At 65.0% G+C, this 14,688-nt stretch carries 13 protein-coding genes; 3 read left to right on the top strand and 10 right to left on the bottom strand.

Translation table 11 applies throughout. The features are described 5' to 3' along the window. Window positions 1-187: 187 nt before the first annotated feature. Window positions 188-1,495, bottom strand: a complete 1,308-nt coding sequence (locus KZO25_RS07875; protein WP_223136522.1) for an OmpP1/FadL family transporter — start codon at window positions 1,493-1,495, stop codon at window positions 188-190. A gap of 280 nt (window positions 1,496-1,775) precedes the next feature. On the opposite strand from KZO25_RS07875, the gene KZO25_RS07880 reads away from it, so the two are divergent. From KZO25_RS07880 to KZO25_RS07890, 3 genes are all read left to right on the top strand, one after another. Further along, complete coding sequence (locus KZO25_RS07880) at window positions 1,776-2,222, top strand: MerR family transcriptional regulator (RefSeq protein ID WP_066451098.1); 447 nt, start codon at window positions 1,776-1,778, stop codon at window positions 2,220-2,222. Further along, window positions 2,219-4,834 carry a heavy metal translocating P-type ATPase gene (locus KZO25_RS07885; RefSeq protein WP_223136523.1) on the top strand — a complete coding sequence of 872 codons (2,616 nt, stop codon included), beginning with the start codon at window positions 2,219-2,221 and terminating at the stop codon, window positions 4,832-4,834. Before KZO25_RS07880 ends, KZO25_RS07885 begins: the two co-directional genes overlap by 4 nt. A gap of 138 nt (window positions 4,835-4,972) precedes the next feature. Further along, window positions 4,973-5,392 carry a VOC family protein gene (locus KZO25_RS07890; RefSeq protein ID WP_066451704.1) on the top strand — a complete coding sequence of 140 codons (420 nt, stop codon included), beginning with the start codon at window positions 4,973-4,975 and terminating at the stop codon, window positions 5,390-5,392. On the opposite strand, the gene KZO25_RS07895 is transcribed toward KZO25_RS07890, so the two are convergent. The 9 genes from KZO25_RS07895 to rimM form a co-directional block, all read right to left on the bottom strand. Then, complete coding sequence (locus KZO25_RS07895) at window positions 5,389-6,006, bottom strand: YitT family protein (RefSeq protein WP_066451706.1); 618 nt, start codon at window positions 6,004-6,006, stop codon at window positions 5,389-5,391. The two genes, KZO25_RS07890 and KZO25_RS07895, sit on opposite strands and share 4 nt — an antisense overlap. A 108-nt stretch (window positions 6,007-6,114) precedes the next feature. Then, entirely contained in the window at window positions 6,115-7,920 is a 1,806-nt protein-coding gene (locus KZO25_RS07900; protein ID WP_223136524.1) for a single-stranded-DNA-specific exonuclease RecJ, read from the bottom strand. 363 nt (window positions 7,921-8,283) lie between these two features. Beyond that, on the bottom strand, window positions 8,284-9,672 hold the full coding sequence (gene thrC, locus KZO25_RS07905; protein WP_223136525.1) for a threonine synthase: 1,389 nt from the start codon (window positions 9,670-9,672) through the stop codon (window positions 8,284-8,286). 4 nt (window positions 9,673-9,676) lie between these two features. After that, window positions 9,677-10,993 (bottom strand): homoserine dehydrogenase, encoded by a 1,317-nt coding sequence (locus KZO25_RS07910; protein ID WP_223136526.1) that lies wholly within the window; start codon window positions 10,991-10,993, stop codon window positions 9,677-9,679. A gap of 50 nt (window positions 10,994-11,043) precedes the next feature. Then, window positions 11,044-11,799, bottom strand: a complete 756-nt coding sequence (locus tag KZO25_RS07915) for a DsbC family protein (protein ID WP_223136527.1) — start codon at window positions 11,797-11,799, stop codon at window positions 11,044-11,046. Between the two features lie 3 nt (window positions 11,800-11,802). Next, window positions 11,803-12,705 (bottom strand): site-specific tyrosine recombinase XerD, encoded by a 903-nt coding sequence (gene xerD, locus KZO25_RS07920; RefSeq protein WP_066451663.1) that lies wholly within the window; start codon window positions 12,703-12,705, stop codon window positions 11,803-11,805. A gap of 112 nt (window positions 12,706-12,817) precedes the next feature. Continuing rightward, window positions 12,818-13,174 carry a 50S ribosomal protein L19 gene (gene rplS, locus KZO25_RS07925; protein WP_066451665.1) on the bottom strand — a complete coding sequence of 119 codons (357 nt, stop codon included), beginning with the start codon at window positions 13,172-13,174 and terminating at the stop codon, window positions 12,818-12,820. Between the two features lie 162 nt (window positions 13,175-13,336). Next, complete coding sequence (gene trmD, locus KZO25_RS07930; RefSeq protein ID WP_066451667.1) at window positions 13,337-14,098, bottom strand: tRNA (guanosine(37)-N1)-methyltransferase TrmD; 762 nt, start codon at window positions 14,096-14,098, stop codon at window positions 13,337-13,339. A 29-nt stretch (window positions 14,099-14,127) separates the two neighbouring features. Next, the gene (gene rimM, locus KZO25_RS07935) at window positions 14,128-14,685 is read right to left on the bottom strand and encodes a ribosome maturation factor RimM (protein WP_223136528.1); all 558 of its coding nucleotides are present in this window, start codon (window positions 14,683-14,685) and stop codon (window positions 14,128-14,130) included. Window positions 14,686-14,688 lie beyond the last annotated feature (3 nt).

Here is a 14,688-nt window from a genome sequence, read left to right on the forward strand (position 1 = left end):
GCCTGAATCGCATGGGAAAAACGGCCGCCGCGTCACAGGCGTCAACCTGAGCGACAGCGGCACGGAAAAGGCAGCTAGTGTAGCGAATTCGCCAATGGGACGCATCCACCGCACGGCCTCAATGCAAGGACCCGGCCGAAGCCGGGTCCAGTACGAACGCTTGATTAGCATCAATCGTTTGAATGACTCAGAAGCGATAGGTCAGCTGAGCACCAAAGCCATGGGCCTCGTTCTTGTAGTCGGCGGTATAGGTAGAGGTAACAGGCGGCGTTCCTTGGAACCCATCCGTCCTGACCTGATCGACTTGCGTACTACGCTCAGTCAGATAGGAATAGGCGAAGTCCAGCGTCAGGTTATCAACGGGCGTCCAACCGGCACCGATGGAAAAGATGCGGCGGTCGTCGGAAGGAATCCGTGCGCTGCGATATTGGTCGCTGGTAGGGGTAAAATCGAGAGTCACGCCGGCACGAAGTGCCAGTTGCGGGTTGAGCTGATACTCACCACCCACAGCATATGCCCAGGCGTTGGAGTAGTCTTGTTCCTCACGGGTGATTTCTGGAATGGATTCTCCTTCGATCAGGATCCTGTCGAAGCGACTCCAGCGTGTCCAAGAGGCACCGGCCATCAGCTTGAGGTTGTCGCTCATCTGCTGGGTCACGGAGAAGTTGATCGTTTCGGGCGTCGTCAGATCAAGCGAGGCGTTATCCGTGACTTCGACGCCAATATCCTGGGCAACGGCACGAAAATCGCCGGTCAAGGTGTAATCCACCTTGGAGCGATAGGTCAGGCCTAAGGTTGTTTCCGGTACAGGCTGGTACATGACCCCAAGGTTATAACCCCAAGCATCATCATCGCCTTCTACGCGGGAATCGGCCTCAGTGGTAGTTAAAAGACCAGTGGCAACCGGTACCTGACGATGCAGCTCGCCCTCGACCCGGTTGTACGTCAGACCTACACCGACCGACCACTGGTCGTTGAAGCGATAGGAGACGGTAGGCTGGGCGCTGATGACTCGCAGCTCGGTATAGTTGCCCAGGTTGCGTCCAACGAAGCCGTCCTCGTATTCGGTCTTGGAACCGAACGGTGCATAGACGCCGAAACCGAAGGCCAGCTGCTCATTGACCGGGTGGGCATAGAAGGCAAAGGGAATCAGGGTGCCAGGTACCATATCACCTTCGGAAGTTCCCCCCACCTGCTCGTCTAAGACCCCCACGCCAGGCGCACTGCGAGTCGCCTCGGCATTGCGAATGCGGCTGTTGACATTCAGGTAGGTCCCGCCCGCGGTCAGCTGGGCGCGGTCGAGGAAGGACATCCCCGCCGGGTTGCCGAAGACGATGGTGGCGTCGTTGACGTTAGAGCTACGCCCGGCGTGGCCGTAACCCTGGCCGCTGACGCTCTGCTCGTTGATCTGGTAGCCGCCAGCGTTGGCCTGGCTGGCGAAGGCAGCGGCAGCAACCGCCACGGCCCAGGTAAGCTTGTTGAACTTGTTGTGCATGTCTCGACGTCCTCTTCCAGACGAGCTGGAGCTGGTTATGAAATGCACCCTCGCCGGGGTGCTTTGCTACTGAACACAGTTTTCGCCCAAAGGGGGGTCGGGATCAAGGCCAAACGTTCGTTTTAATGCCGATTTTCCTCATACTTTAGCCTAACCCACCGCCTAAACATGAACTTTCAAGGCCCAGGACAATACATGTCCGGGTCGCGCAGCCCCTTGACCTTTGTGTCACCCATAGGTTTTACACTGCTCACATCGCACAGATGCCAGGAGTGTTTCCATGAAGGTCAGCGAATTGGCCCGGCGTGCCGGCGTCACCGCCGAGACGGTGCGTCACTACACCAGAGAGGGGCTGCTGAGCCCCCTCCGCGACCCGGACAACGGCTACCAGCTCTTCGACCAGGCCGACCTGGAGCGGCTGCGCTTCATCCAGCGTGCCCGCACGCTGGGCTTCAGCGTGGCTGAAATCGCCGACATCCTCTCCCATGCCGACCAGGGCGACTCGCCCTGCCCCATGGTGCGCGACCTGCTGGCCAGCCGGCTGCCGCAGATCCGCGCCCGCATTGCCGAGCTGCAAGCGCTGGCGGCGCGCATGGAGCAGGCACTCGACGCCTGGGCCGAGATGCCCGACGGCACCCCTGACGGTCACAGCCTGTGCCGCCTGATCGAAAGTTTCCCCGAGGCAGCTCCCGAGGCATGCCTCCACGCCGACGAGGAACGCACATGACCCTCTCTGATCTCGAGCGCAACGTGCCGGGCATGAACTGCCAGGGCTGCGTGAAGCGCATGCGCGAGGCGATCCAGGCGCTCGACCCCGAGGCCGAGGTCACCGGCTTTCCCGCCGAGAAACGCCTGCTAGTGAACACCACCCTCGACGACGCCGAGTTAGATGATGCCCTCAATGCGGCAGGTTATCCGCCCGGGGCAGCACCCGGCGGCGAGTCCGACGCGACACCAGGCGAGGCGCCCACCGCCGCGTTGTTCCAGGAAAGCGAAGCCGAGCCGGCAGCACGCAGCGAAGGCAGCGTGACCCACCGCCTGTCGGTCTCGGGCATGACCTGCGCCAGCTGCGTGAAAAGCGTGGAACAGGCGCTTTCGCGCACGCCGGGTGTGGCCAACGCATCGGTGAACTTCGGCACCCGCGTGGCCCAGGTACATGGCCGTGTCGATGCCGACGCGCTGGTCGCAGCCATACAGGCGGCCGGTTACGATGCCGAGCCCATCGTCGACCTGCGCCAGGCCGAAGAGGCCCGCACCGCCAAGGATGCCGAGACCTATCGCCGCCGCCTGCGCGGCAGTTTCTGGTCCTTGGCACTGGCCGTGCCGCTGATGGCCAGCATGTTCTTCTACCACCCCCACCCCGTCGGCACCGGCCGGCTCTTCTGGCTGGTGATCGGCCTGCTGACGCTGGCGGTTCTCGTCGTGCCGGGTCGACACTTCTTCGTCAATGCCTGGAAGAATCTCAAGCATCACCAGGCCAACATGGACACCCTGATCGCCATGGGCACCGGCACCGCCTGGCTCTACTCCATGGCGGTGGTGGCCTTCGCACCCTGGCTGCCACACGTGGCGCACGGCATCTATTTCGAAGCCTCGGCGATGATCATCGGCCTGGTGCTGCTGGGCAATGCCCTGGAGCTGCGCGCCCGCGGACGCACCAGCGAGGCGCTCAAGCGCCTGCTCGACCTGCAGAGCCGCACGGCGCGGGTGATTCGCGGCGACGACGAGCGAGAGCTGCCCATCGAGGAAGTGCGTGAGGGCGACCATATCCGCGTGCGACCCGGCGAGCGCCTGCCGGTGGACGGCGTGGTGACCAGCGGCGCCAGCCATATCGACGAGTCCATGCTCACCGGCGAGCCGTTGCCGGTGAGCAAGGGCGAGAGCGACGAGGTCAATGCCGGCACGGTGAACGGCCGGGGCGGCCTGATCTATCGCGCCACCCGTGTCGGCGCCGACACGCGCCTGGGGCAAATCACCGAGCAGGTGGCCCTGGCTCAGAACTCGCGCCCACCCATCGGCGAGCTGGCCGACAAGGTGTCGAGCATCTTCGTGCCCACGGTGATGATCATTGCCGTGCTAACGGCGCTGGCCTGGTTCAACTTCGGCGCCGAGCCGCGGCTGATCCACATGCTGGTGACCGCCACCACGGTGCTGATCATCGCCTGCCCCTGCGCACTGGGCCTGGCCACGCCCATCTCCACCATGATCGGCGTAGGCAAGGCCGCCGAGCACGGCGTACTGGTGAGAAACGGCGAGGCGCTGCAGACTGCCAGCCGTCTCACCACCCTGGTGGTGGACAAGACAGGCACCCTGACCGAAGGCAAGCCCCGGGTCACCGAGGCGCATTTTCTCACTGACAATGGGCGCTCTGGCGAAGGACTTCCCGGCGAAAGGCTTGCCGACGACGAGGCGACGCTGCTCGGGCTGGTGGCGGCACTGGAGCGCGGCTCGGAGCATCCGCTGGCTGCCGCCCTTATGCAGCACGCCGAGCAAGCCGGCGCCGAGGCAGCCGCGATCAGCGACTTCGACAGCGTCACCGGGGGCGGCGTAAAGGCCACCGGGCCGCAGGGCGAAGTGCTGCTGCTGGGTAATGCGCGCTTGCTGCAAGAGGCTGGGCTCGACCTCTCCGCCGGCGAGGAGTTTGCCGCTGGACTGGAGCGCAAGGCGCGCACCGTAGTCTACCTCGCCGTGGATGGCCGCCTGGCCGCCCTGTTCGGCATCAGCGATCCGCTGCGGGCCGATACCGTGGAAGCAGTGAAGCGGCTCCAGTCCGACGGCCTGAAGGTGGTGATGCTCACCGGCGACAACGAACACACCGCAGCGGCCATCGCCCGGGAGGTCGGCATCGACGACTTCCGCGCGGGGCTGCTGCCCGAGGACAAGCACACCGAAATCGAGCGCCTGCAGCAGGCCGGCGAAGTGGTCGGCATGGTGGGCGACGGCATCAACGACGCCCCCGCCCTGGCCCGGGCCAACGTGGGCTTCGCCATCGGCCAGGGCACCGATGTCGCCATCGAGAGCGCCGGTATCACGCTGATGCGCAGCTCCCTGCACGGCATCGCCGATGCCATCGAGATCAGTCGCATGACCCTGCGCAACATCAAGCAGAATCTGGTCGGCGCGTTCGGCTACAACGTGCTGTGCATCCCCATCGCCGCCGGGGTGCTCTACCCCTTCACCGGCATGCTGCTGTCGCCAATGATCGCCGGGGCGGCCATGTCGCTTTCCTCGATTACGGTAGTGAGCAACGCCAACCGGCTGAGGCTGCTCAAGACTCGCGGCGATAATCGCTCCGGCCGCCAGTCAGCCCCTGTCGAGACAGAGGAGGCACTGTCATGAGCTGGATCGTCAATCTTGCCGGCCTGGCAATGATCGCCGCCATCGTCTGGTGGTTCTGGTGGCGCCGCTGAGCCTGGCTCGCAGGTAGGCGGAAGGGGAGCTGCTACGCTATAGGAATAAAGCCGCAGGGAGAACGCCATGCCTAGACTCAACGGCGTACTCGAGACCGCGCTCTACGTCGACGACATGGATCGGGCGCGGGTCTTCTTCGAAGGCGTGATGGGCCTGGAACCCTTCAACGCCGACCATCGCTTCACCGCCTACGACGCCGGCAGGGGCTCAGTGCTGCTGCTGTTCCTGCAGGGCGAGACGCTGGAAACCGTGAAACTGCCCAACGACATGGGCACCATTCCACCCCATGACGGAAAGGGCCGGGTGCATCTCGCCTTTGCCATCTCGGCCGCTTCCCTGCCCGAGTGGGAGGCCCAGCTCGACGACCACGGCGTGGCCATCGAGGGCCGCACCCACTGGCCCAAGGGAGGCGAAAGCCTCTACTTTCGTGACCCGGACGGTCACCTGATCGAGCTGGCCACGCCAGGCGTCTGGCCTAATTATTAGGAAACGCCCATATATCGCCCTGGCTTGTGATTCAGGGCAATAATCAAATTAAGCGCCACGGCACCGAGCACCGAAAGTCCGACCCGGTCGGCCGGCAGCACCAGCAGGGCGGCGAGCATGATCAGCCCATCGATACCGAGCTGCACATAGCCGGCACGCAGGCCATAGCGTGCCTGCAGGTAGAGCGCCAGGATGTTGATGCCGCCCAGGCTGGTGCGGTGGCGAAACAGCACCAGCATGCCGATGCCGATCAGGCTTCCCCCCATCAAGGTGGCATAGAGCGGATTGAGGCTCTCGATGGTGATCCATTTGCCAGTGAGTTCCGAGAACAGGGAAACCAGGCCGATGGCGACAAAGGTACGCAGGGTGAATGACCAGCCCATGCGTTTCACGGCCAGATAGTAGAACGGCAGGTTGATCAGGAAAAACCACACCCCGAAGCGCCAGCCGGTGGCGTACTGCAGCAGGAAGGCCATCCCGGCGGTGCTGCCGGTCAGCAGCAGCGCCTGGGTATAGAAGGTGACACCGAGGGCAACGAACAGCGTGCCCACCAGCATGGCCATCACGTCCTCGTAGGGGCGATGGGGGTCGGCCGATAGATCTTGTGGATCCATTCACGAATTCCTTGATGGTGAGTGCGGCAGGGCCGAATGGGGCCGGATTCTAGCGACAATGGCCAGCGGTTTCATTGACCTCGCTCACCGGACCGGGAATCGCGCCTTTCAACCATCCAACGGCTCGGCGTAATCCACCATCAGCTGTAGCGACTCTCGCCCCTTCCAGCGGTTGCGACTGAGCCGATAGGCGCAGCGCAGCCGATCCCCCAGGCCAAAGGCCGGCAGCTCACCGGGGGTCAGGGCGCGAAACCAGATCGCCCGCAGGCTCACGGCTCCCGCCGAGAGCGTCATCATCAGGTGGCTGCCGTCGGCACCCACTGGCCTGAGCGCCTCCACCAGGAAATCGCCCTCGAACAGAGGTGCATCGAATTCCCGCCCGTAGGGGCCCAGCCGCTCCAGCTCGTCAAGCGTCGACAGGTCGAACTGGGCCGGCATCAGCTCGCCGTCGGTGAGCACGTGAGGAAAGAGCTCGATCCCGCCCAGCTGTTCACCCACCGCCTGCAAGAAGGCCGTGCGAAAGGCATCGAACCGGTCGGCCGGTACGCCGACCCCGGCCGCACCGCGATGCCCGCCGAATCGTGGCAGCGCCTCGGGGGCCAACTCGAAGGTACGCTGCAGGGCGTCACGCAGGTGCAGCGCCTCGATGGAGCGTCCCGAACCAGTAAGCATGCCCGGCGCCGCCGCCGGGGTCATCACCAGGGCGGGCCGGCCATAGGCCTGGACCAGCCGCGAGGCGACGATGCCCTGCACCCCGGCGTGGCCACCTTTCAGAAACACCACGATGGCGGGATGATTGGCGTCAAGCTGCGGCACCGCCAGCAGCCGCGCCTGCTCGGTCATGTCGGCCTCGATGGCCTTGCGCGACTGGTTGTCCTGGTCCAGCGTCTCCAGATGCCGGGTTGCCGTGCTGTCATCGGCGGCAAGCATGAAGTGCAGCGCGGCGTAGGGGTCGTCGAGGCGCGAGCGGGCGTTGATCCTCGGCCCCATCTGGAAGGCCAGGGTCTCGGCCGTGAAGGGGGTGCTGTCCTCCCCCAGCCTGGCCGCCATGGCGCGCCAGCAGGCCGCCTCCATGCGGTTGATCAGCGTCAGCCCGTGGCTGACCACCGCGCGATTGGCCGGACTCGCCCCCAGGGAGACACAGTCCGCTACGGTACCCAGTGCCACGTAGGAGAGCCAGGGCGAGAGCTTGGGCGTGGCGCTGGGCAGCGCACCCCACTCGATCAGCACCTGGCGCGCCAGGGACATGACCAGCCAGGCCACCATGCAGCCGGCGATGGTGGCGTCGGGATAGTCGCAGTCGTCTCGCGTCGGATTGACGACGGCATGGGCCGAAGCCGGTGGCCCCTCCGCCGGCAGGGCGTGATGGTCGCTGACCACCACGTCGATGCCGGCCGCCCTGAGCCGGGCGATGCGCGGCTCGTCGGAGCTGCCACAGTCGGCGGTAATGACCAGGCTTGGCCGCGGCTTCAGCGACAGCGTGCGCTCCACCAACGGCAGGCTGATGCCGTAGCCGTCGTGAATACGGTGGCCGATCAGGCTGTGCAGGCGCGCCTCGGGCACGCCGAACAGCTCGACCAGGGTACGCCGAATGACAACATGGGAAGTGATGCCGTCGACGTCGTAGTCGGTGAGGATACCGATATGTTCGCCCTCGACCACGGCCTGGGCGATTCGCTCCGCGGCACGGCGACCGTCGGCGAGGCGCTCCGGGTGCTCGAGATAACGCAGGCTGGGCTGGGTCAGGGGCGCCAGCTCACCCTCGTAGCCGGCCAGGCGACCGGCAAGCACGCGGGCCTGCAGTTCGGTCAGGCCTTCGGCCTGGGCGCGGGCATACAGCGCCTGGTTGCGCGGCCGAGGCAGCAGCCGTGGCCTGAGTCGGGCGTGCAGGTCGGGGGGCGCAATCACGTCCAAGCGTGGCTCCTGTGGTTCGGTATGAGAAAGAAAACGAGACGAGGCCAAGTGATCAAACGCCTGCCCGGTAGGCTACGGGCGCAGACAGATGCGAGGGGCGCCGGGGACAGGTCCCGGAGTGCCGTACCACCGAGGAGGCGCTGCAGCACCGCTCGGGGCTGGCATCCATGGCGAGGGACGCCGGGGTCGGTCGTAGAGGAGGCGCTGCAGCACCGCTCGGGGCCTGCCGGCGACAGCTCTACGAGGAGGCGCTGTAAACCCATCCCTGGGCGCTACATTTGTCATCTCTGACAAATGACCTCCTCTTCGACCTGTCCCCTTCGCCCCTCGCTAGCTTGATGGGCATTACTGCCACGCTCTTAACTAGCGGCGGTTTTCCACCACGAACTTCTGAACCTCAGCCAGCTCCGCCGGCAGCACCGTGTAGCGCTCCTCCCGCTCCAGCAGGTCGTCCATATGCGGCGGCAGCGGCACCCCGGGAAAGCCGGCCTTGACCACCGCCTCGGCGAACTTGGCCGGATGGGCCGTGGCCAGGGTGATCATCGGCGTCTGGGCATCGGCCCGTGCCCGCTCGGCGGCACGATAGCCGGTCGCCGTATGCGGATCGAGGACCTCCTTGGTGCGATGGTGCGCCTCGCGGATCACCTCGAGGATGGTGGTGTCATCGACACTGTGGCTGGCGAACAGCTTGCGCAGCCTGGCCAGCGGCGCCTCGGCCAGCGCCGTGGGCTCGGACTGGAAGCGCTCGAGCAGGCCGCGCACGGCGTCACCATCACGCTCGTAGGCCTCGAACAGCAGTCGCTCGAAGTTGGACGACACCACGATGTCCATGGAGGGCGCCAGGGTCGCCTTGAGCTCCTGCTTGGAGAAGTCGTTGGCGGCCAGCGTGCGGTGCAGGATGTCGTTGGCGTTGGTGGCGATGATGAACTGCTTGACCGGCAGGCCCATGCGATAGGCCATGTAGCCGGCAAAGACATTGCCGAAGTTGGCCGACGGCACGCAGAAGCTCACCTGGCGATGCGGCGCGCCGAGTGCCACGCCGGCAGCCACGTAGTAGACGATCTGGGCCATGATCCGCGCCCAGTTGATCGAATTCACCGCCACCAGACGGGTGCCGTTCAGGAAGCCCTGGTCGGCGAAGCTCGCCTTGACCATGGCCTGGGCGTCGTCGAAGTTGCCCTCGATAGCGACGTTGAAGACGTTGTCGGCCAGCACCGAGGTCATCTGGCGACGCTGCACCTCGGAGACCCGGTTGTGCGGATGCAGGATGAAGATGTCGAGGTTGTCGCAGTGGCGGCAGCCCTCGATGGCCGCCGACCCGGTGTCTCCGGAAGTGGCGCCCATGATCACGGCACGCTCCCCGCGCTTGGCCAGGAAGTGATCGAGCAGCCGGCCGAGCAGCTGCAGGGCGACGTCCTTGAAGGCCAGCGTGGGGCCATGGAACAGCTCGAGCAGGAAGTGGTTGGCGTCGAGCTGGTTGAGCGGTACCACGGCGTCATGGCTGAAGGTGGCGTAGGCATCGCGCACGATGCCGCGGAAGGTCTCGTCATCGATCTCGCCGTTGACGAACGGCTTCATGACACGAAAGGCGATCTCCGCATAGGAGAGCCCCGCCATGGCCTCGAGCGCCTCGGCCGAGAGCTGGGGGACCTCCTCCGGTACGTAGAGGCCGCCGTCACTGGCCATGCCGGTGAGCACGACCTCTTCGAAGGAGAGCGCGGGCGCCTGCCCGCGGGTGCTGATATAGCGCATGGCGTTATTCCTGCTCATCCAGCGATTCCACACGGATCCGCGTTACCGGCCCGGCGATATCGGCCATGGATTCGATATGACGGATCGCCTCGTTCATGTTCTTCTCGCGGGTGCGATGGGTCAGCAGAATGATCGGCACCAGTTCGCCTTCGGTGGCCTCCTTCTGCACCAGGGCCTCGATGGAGATGCCCTGTTCGGCGAGGATCGTCGCCACCCGTGCCAGCACGCCGGGACGGTCGACCGCCAGCAGGCGCAGGTAATAGGCGGTAACGATGTCCTCCATGGGCAGGATCGGCATGCTGCCGTCGTCGTCACCGATGCCGATGAAGGCGAGATAGGGCACCCGGTAGTGATGGTCGGTGGCGATGTCGCGGGCTACGTCGAGCAGGTCGGCGACCACCGCCGAGGCGGTCGGCTCCGCCCCGGCACCGGCACCGTAGTAGAGGGTCGGCCCTACGGCATCGCCCATGATGGCGATGGCGTTCTTGACCCCATGCACGTTGGCCAGCAGGCGCTCCTTGGGGATCAGCGTCGGATGCACGCGCAGCTCGAGGCCCGCATCGGTACGCTTGGAGATGCCCAGGTGCTTGATGGTGTAGCCAAGGTTGTCGGCCTGCTCCACGTCGTCGAAGGTGACCCGGGAGATGCCTTCGGTGTAGGCCTTCTCGAACTGCAACGGCACCCCGTAGGCGATGGAGGCGAGGATGGTCAGCTTGTGGGCTGCGTCGATGCCCTCCACGTCGAAGGTCGGGTCCGCCTCGGCATAGCCCAGCGCCTGGGCCTCGGCCAGCACGTCCTCGAAGGCACGTCCTTCACTGCGCATGTGCGTCAGGATGTAGTTGCCGGTGCCATTGATGATACCGGCCACCCATTCGATACGGTTGGCACCCAGGCCCTCGCGCAGCGACTTGATCACCGGAACGCCACCCGCCACGGCACCCTCGAAGGCGACGATGACGCCCTGCTCGTGGGCGGCGTGGAAGATCTCGTTGCCATGCACGGCGATCAGCGCCTTGTTGGCTGTCACCACGTGCTTGCCGTTGGCAATGGCCGTCAGCACCAGCTCGCGGGCCAGCTCATAGCCTCCGACCAGCTCCACCAGAACATCGATATCGGGGTTGCGGGCCACCTCGAAGACATCCGTGGTGGTCTTGATACCGGTGAGGTCACACTCCGGGTTCAGGCTGCGATGTGCCACCTGTTCAATGACGATCGGACGGCCCGCACGCCGCGCAATCTCGTCGGCATTGCGCGTCAGCACGTTGAATGTGCCGCCGCCGACGGTCCCTAGACCACAGATTCCCACTCTCACCGGTTTCAATGTCCCGCTCCCCTGTTGTGTATCAATGTCACTGATTGGTTCAGTGCCTGTCAGCCCTCGAGGCCTAGCATTGCGGCCAGGCGATCGGCGGGCACATAGCCCGGCACCATGCGGCCATCGGGCAGCACAATGGCCGGTGTACCCTGTACGCCGATTTCCATGCCGAGATGATACTGTGCCTCGACCGGATTGTCGCAGTCGCCGACACTCGACAGGGCTTCCTCGCGCTTGACCGCCGTCATCGCTTCGCTGCGATTGTCCGCACACCATATCTGCTGTAACTCGCGGGCGCCCTGCCCATCCATGCCGACACGCGGAAAGGCGAGGTAGTGCACCTCGATGCCCATGGCGTTGAGGTCGGGCACCTCTTCATGAAACTGGCGGCAGTAGGGGCAGGTGGTATCGGTGAAGACGACGATCTCTGCCCGACTCTCGCCGGTGCCGCGAAAGATGACCCGCTCGCCCTCGGCCACGTCGGCCAGGCGCGCCACCCGCTCGTCGTTGCGGGACTGCTCGGTCAGGTTGACCAGCCCCTGGTCGCTGTTCTCGTAGAGGTCGCCGACCAGAAAGTATTGCCCTTCCACATCGCTGTAGAAGGATTCACCGGTCTCCAGGCGCACCTGATAGATACCCTCCATGGGAGTGTCACGGATACTGGCCACCGGCATGGGCTGGCCTCCCACCTGAAGGCGCTCAGCCAGCAGAGCCGCGTCGCCCGCCAACGCGCTTGCGGGCAGGGACAGGGCGATCAAGGGTAGCGACAGGGCAATCAGGGTGCTGGCGATACGGCGTGGTAGAGCGATCATGAGTCAGCCTCGAGGATGATGGTCGGCGTGCAGGGCTTCGAGTCGTGCCTGCGCGACATGGGTATAGATCTGAGTGGTCGACAGGTCGCTGTGACCGAGCAGCAGCTGTACGACACGCAGATTGGCCCCATGATTCAATAGATGCGTCGCGAAGGCGTGCCGCAGGGTGTGGGGCGACAGTGGTCGCGTGATCCCGGCGGTCCGGGCATGAGCCTTGATGCGATGCCAGAATGCCTGCCGCGTCATGCAGTTATCACCTCGACCGGGAAAAAGTGCTGGACGAGTGATATCGGCAATCAGCGCCCCGCGGGCCGTGCGTAGATAGCGTGACACCCAGTGTACGGCTTCTTCCCCCAGGGGGACCAGCCGGTCCTTGTCCCCTTTCCCGCGCACACGCAGTACGCCCTGGCGAAGATTGACTGCATCCACGGTCAACCCCACCAGCTCCGAGACGCGCAGCCCGCAGCCGTAGAGCACTTCGAGCATGGCCCGGTCACGCAGGCCCAGGTCCGTCGAGAGATCGGGGGCGGCCAGCAGGCGCTCCACCTCCGCCTCTTCAAGGGTATCCGGCAGGTTCGGCCGCACCCGCGGCAGGCGCACGTCCGCCAGCGGATCGCGGTCGGTGCGCGACTCGGACAGCGCCCAGCGATAGAAGCTACGCAGGCTGGAAAGCAGCCGGGCATTGCTGCGCAGACGATAACCCGCTGCTCGCCGCTCGTCGAGCCAGGCCGGTAGCGCGGCATCGCCGGGGGCAAGCAGGGAGCCACCCGTTTCCCCCAGGCGCTCGACCCAGGCCGCAAGGTCATGACGGTATGCCGTCAGCGTGTGATCGCTCGCCCCCCGCTCAAGCCACAGCGCGTCGAGAAAGGTGTCGATCAGTACATGAGATTCATCGGCGTGCGACATGCAGGCTCTCCCCGACGCTGACGGACCTAATGCAACGAAACCCCGCCCCGCACAAGCGGTGACGGGGTTTCGCAGGAGGCGCACGCTCGGGTGCGCCGTCGGCCAGCTGGATTTAGCCCAGCTTTTCCTTGATGCGGGCAGACTTGCCGCTGCGGTCGCGGAGGTAGTAGAGCTTGGCCTGACGCACGTCGCCGCGGCGCTTGACGCTGATGGAGTCGACCAGCGGGCTGTAGGTCTGGAAGGTACGCTCGACGCCGACACCGTGAGAGATCTTGCGCACGGTGAAGGCGGAGTTCAGGCCGCGGTTGCGCTTGCCGATCACCACGCCTTCGAAGGCCTGAAGACGCTCACGGTTGCCTTCCTTGACCTTGACCTGAACGACAATGGTGTCGCCCGGAGCAAAAGCCGGCACTTCCTTGCTCATCTGCTCGTTTTCAAGCGCCTGGATCACCTTGTTCTTGCTACTCATGACATAACTCCTCGATAACATGGCTTCACCGCCTTGGTGGCGAAGCGTGATCCCGGCGCTCGAATATGGCTCGAGAGCGCGGGAAATGATGGGTGACGCAGGTCCGCGAGCTCAATGCGAGTCAGCGTCCTGCACCTCCGCTCCGTCAACCGGGTAGACAGGCTACCTAGTAGACAGCGCGTATTCTTCGATGAACTCCTCGAGCAGCGCCTGCTGCTCTCGACTCAACGTCCTGCCCTCGAGCAGATCGGGCCGCCTCAGCCAGGTCCGCCCCAGCGACTGCTTGAGCCGCCAGCGCCGGATCTCGCCGTGATGCCCGCTGAGCAGCACATCCGGCACCCGCCGCCCGTCGATCACCTCCGGGCGTGTGTAGTGCGGGCAGTCCAGCAGCCCCTCGTTGAAGGAGTCCTCCACTGCGGAATCCTGATGCCCCAGCACGCCGGGGACCAACCTTGCCGCAGTATCGATCAGCACCATGGCCGGCAGCTCGCCGCCACTGAGCACATAGTCGCCGATCGACCACTCTTCATCGATGTCGCTCTCTACCACGCGCTCATCGATGCCTTCGTAGCGCCCGGCCACCACCACCAACGGTGGGCCCGAGGCCAGTTCTTGCGCACCCTGCTGATCGAGCCGGCGCCCCTGGGGCGACAGATAGATCACACGTGGCTGCTGCCCGGTTGCCACAATAGCCCGATCGCGGGCGGCATGAATGGCCGCACGCAGCGTGTCGACCTTCATCAGCATGCCGGGGCCACCCCCATAGGGGCGATCGTCCACGGTGCGATGTCGGTCGGTGGCATAGTCGCGCGGATTGTAGAACTCCAGCGCCACACGCCCCTGGCTGACTGCCCGACCCGTCACGCCATGCTGAGTGATGGCATCGAACATCTCGGGAAACAGCGACACCACGCCAACCCACATGGACAAACCCCGTGAGGTCGCTTCATCCGTCAAAACGCCGGATCCCAGTCCACGGTCATGGTCCCAGCGGCCAGGTCCACCTCGACGATCACCTCGTCGGGTAAATAAGGCAGCAGGCGTTCACGATCGTCGATGGCCGGCGGCTCCCCTTCCGGGTCGCCCTTTACCACCAGCACATCGTTGGCCCCGGTCTCGAACAGGTAGCTGACGCGCCCCAGCACCTCGCCTTCACGGGTCGCTACCACCAGCCCTTCCAACTGATGCCAGTAGTAATCGCCGCGGGGCAGGCCGGGCAGTGCCGACTTGGGCAGCAGGATCTCGGCACCGGCCATGGCTTCCGCAGCCTCGCGACCGTCGACGCCCTCCAGCAGCGCGACCAGGCCCTTGCCGTGCCGACGGCCCTGCAACAGGCGATGACGGGTCAGGGCGGTGCCCTGCCGCAGCACCCACTCGGGATACTCCAGAATGCCGTCCATCGGGCTCGTGTGGGAGTAGACCTTGAGCCACCCCTTGACGCCATAGGGACTGGTCAGCTTGCCCAGCACCACATGGTCGTTCAACTCGATGCGTTCGGCTTGCTCACTCATGAC

The organism is Halomonas sp. ANAO-440 (assembly GCF_019915905.1).
Taxonomy (GTDB): domain Bacteria; phylum Pseudomonadota; class Gammaproteobacteria; order Pseudomonadales; family Halomonadaceae; genus Halomonas; species Halomonas chromatireducens.

Excerpts from the sequence above, each read along its gene's own strand:
- KZO25_RS07875 (WP_223136522.1), bottom strand. The coding sequence starts at position 1,495 with ATGCACAACAAGTTCAACAAGCTTACCTGGGCCGTGGCGGTTGCTGCC.
- rimM (WP_223136528.1), bottom strand. The coding sequence starts at position 14,685 with ATGAGTGAGCAAGCCGAACGCATCGAGTTGAACGACCATGTGGTGCTG.
- thrC (WP_223136525.1), bottom strand. The coding sequence starts at position 9,672 with ATGCGCTATATCAGCACCCGCGGGCAGGCGCCCGCGCTCTCCTTCGAA.
- KZO25_RS07915 (WP_223136527.1), bottom strand. The coding sequence starts at position 11,799 with ATGATCGCTCTACCACGCCGTATCGCCAGCACCCTGATTGCCCTGTCG.
- trmD (WP_066451667.1), bottom strand. The coding sequence starts at position 14,098 with ATGTGGGTTGGCGTGGTGTCGCTGTTTCCCGAGATGTTCGATGCCATC.
- KZO25_RS07895 (WP_066451706.1), bottom strand. The coding sequence starts at position 6,006 with ATGGATCCACAAGATCTATCGGCCGACCCCCATCGCCCCTACGAGGAC.
- rplS (WP_066451665.1), bottom strand. The coding sequence starts at position 13,174 with ATGAGTAGCAAGAACAAGGTGATCCAGGCGCTTGAAAACGAGCAGATG.
- KZO25_RS07890 (WP_066451704.1), top strand. The coding sequence starts at position 4,973 with ATGCCTAGACTCAACGGCGTACTCGAGACCGCGCTCTACGTCGACGAC.
- KZO25_RS07885 (WP_223136523.1), top strand. The coding sequence starts at position 2,219 with ATGACCCTCTCTGATCTCGAGCGCAACGTGCCGGGCATGAACTGCCAG.
- KZO25_RS07880 (WP_066451098.1), top strand. The coding sequence starts at position 1,776 with ATGAAGGTCAGCGAATTGGCCCGGCGTGCCGGCGTCACCGCCGAGACG.
- xerD (WP_066451663.1), bottom strand. The coding sequence starts at position 12,705 with ATGTCGCACGCCGATGAATCTCATGTACTGATCGACACCTTTCTCGAC.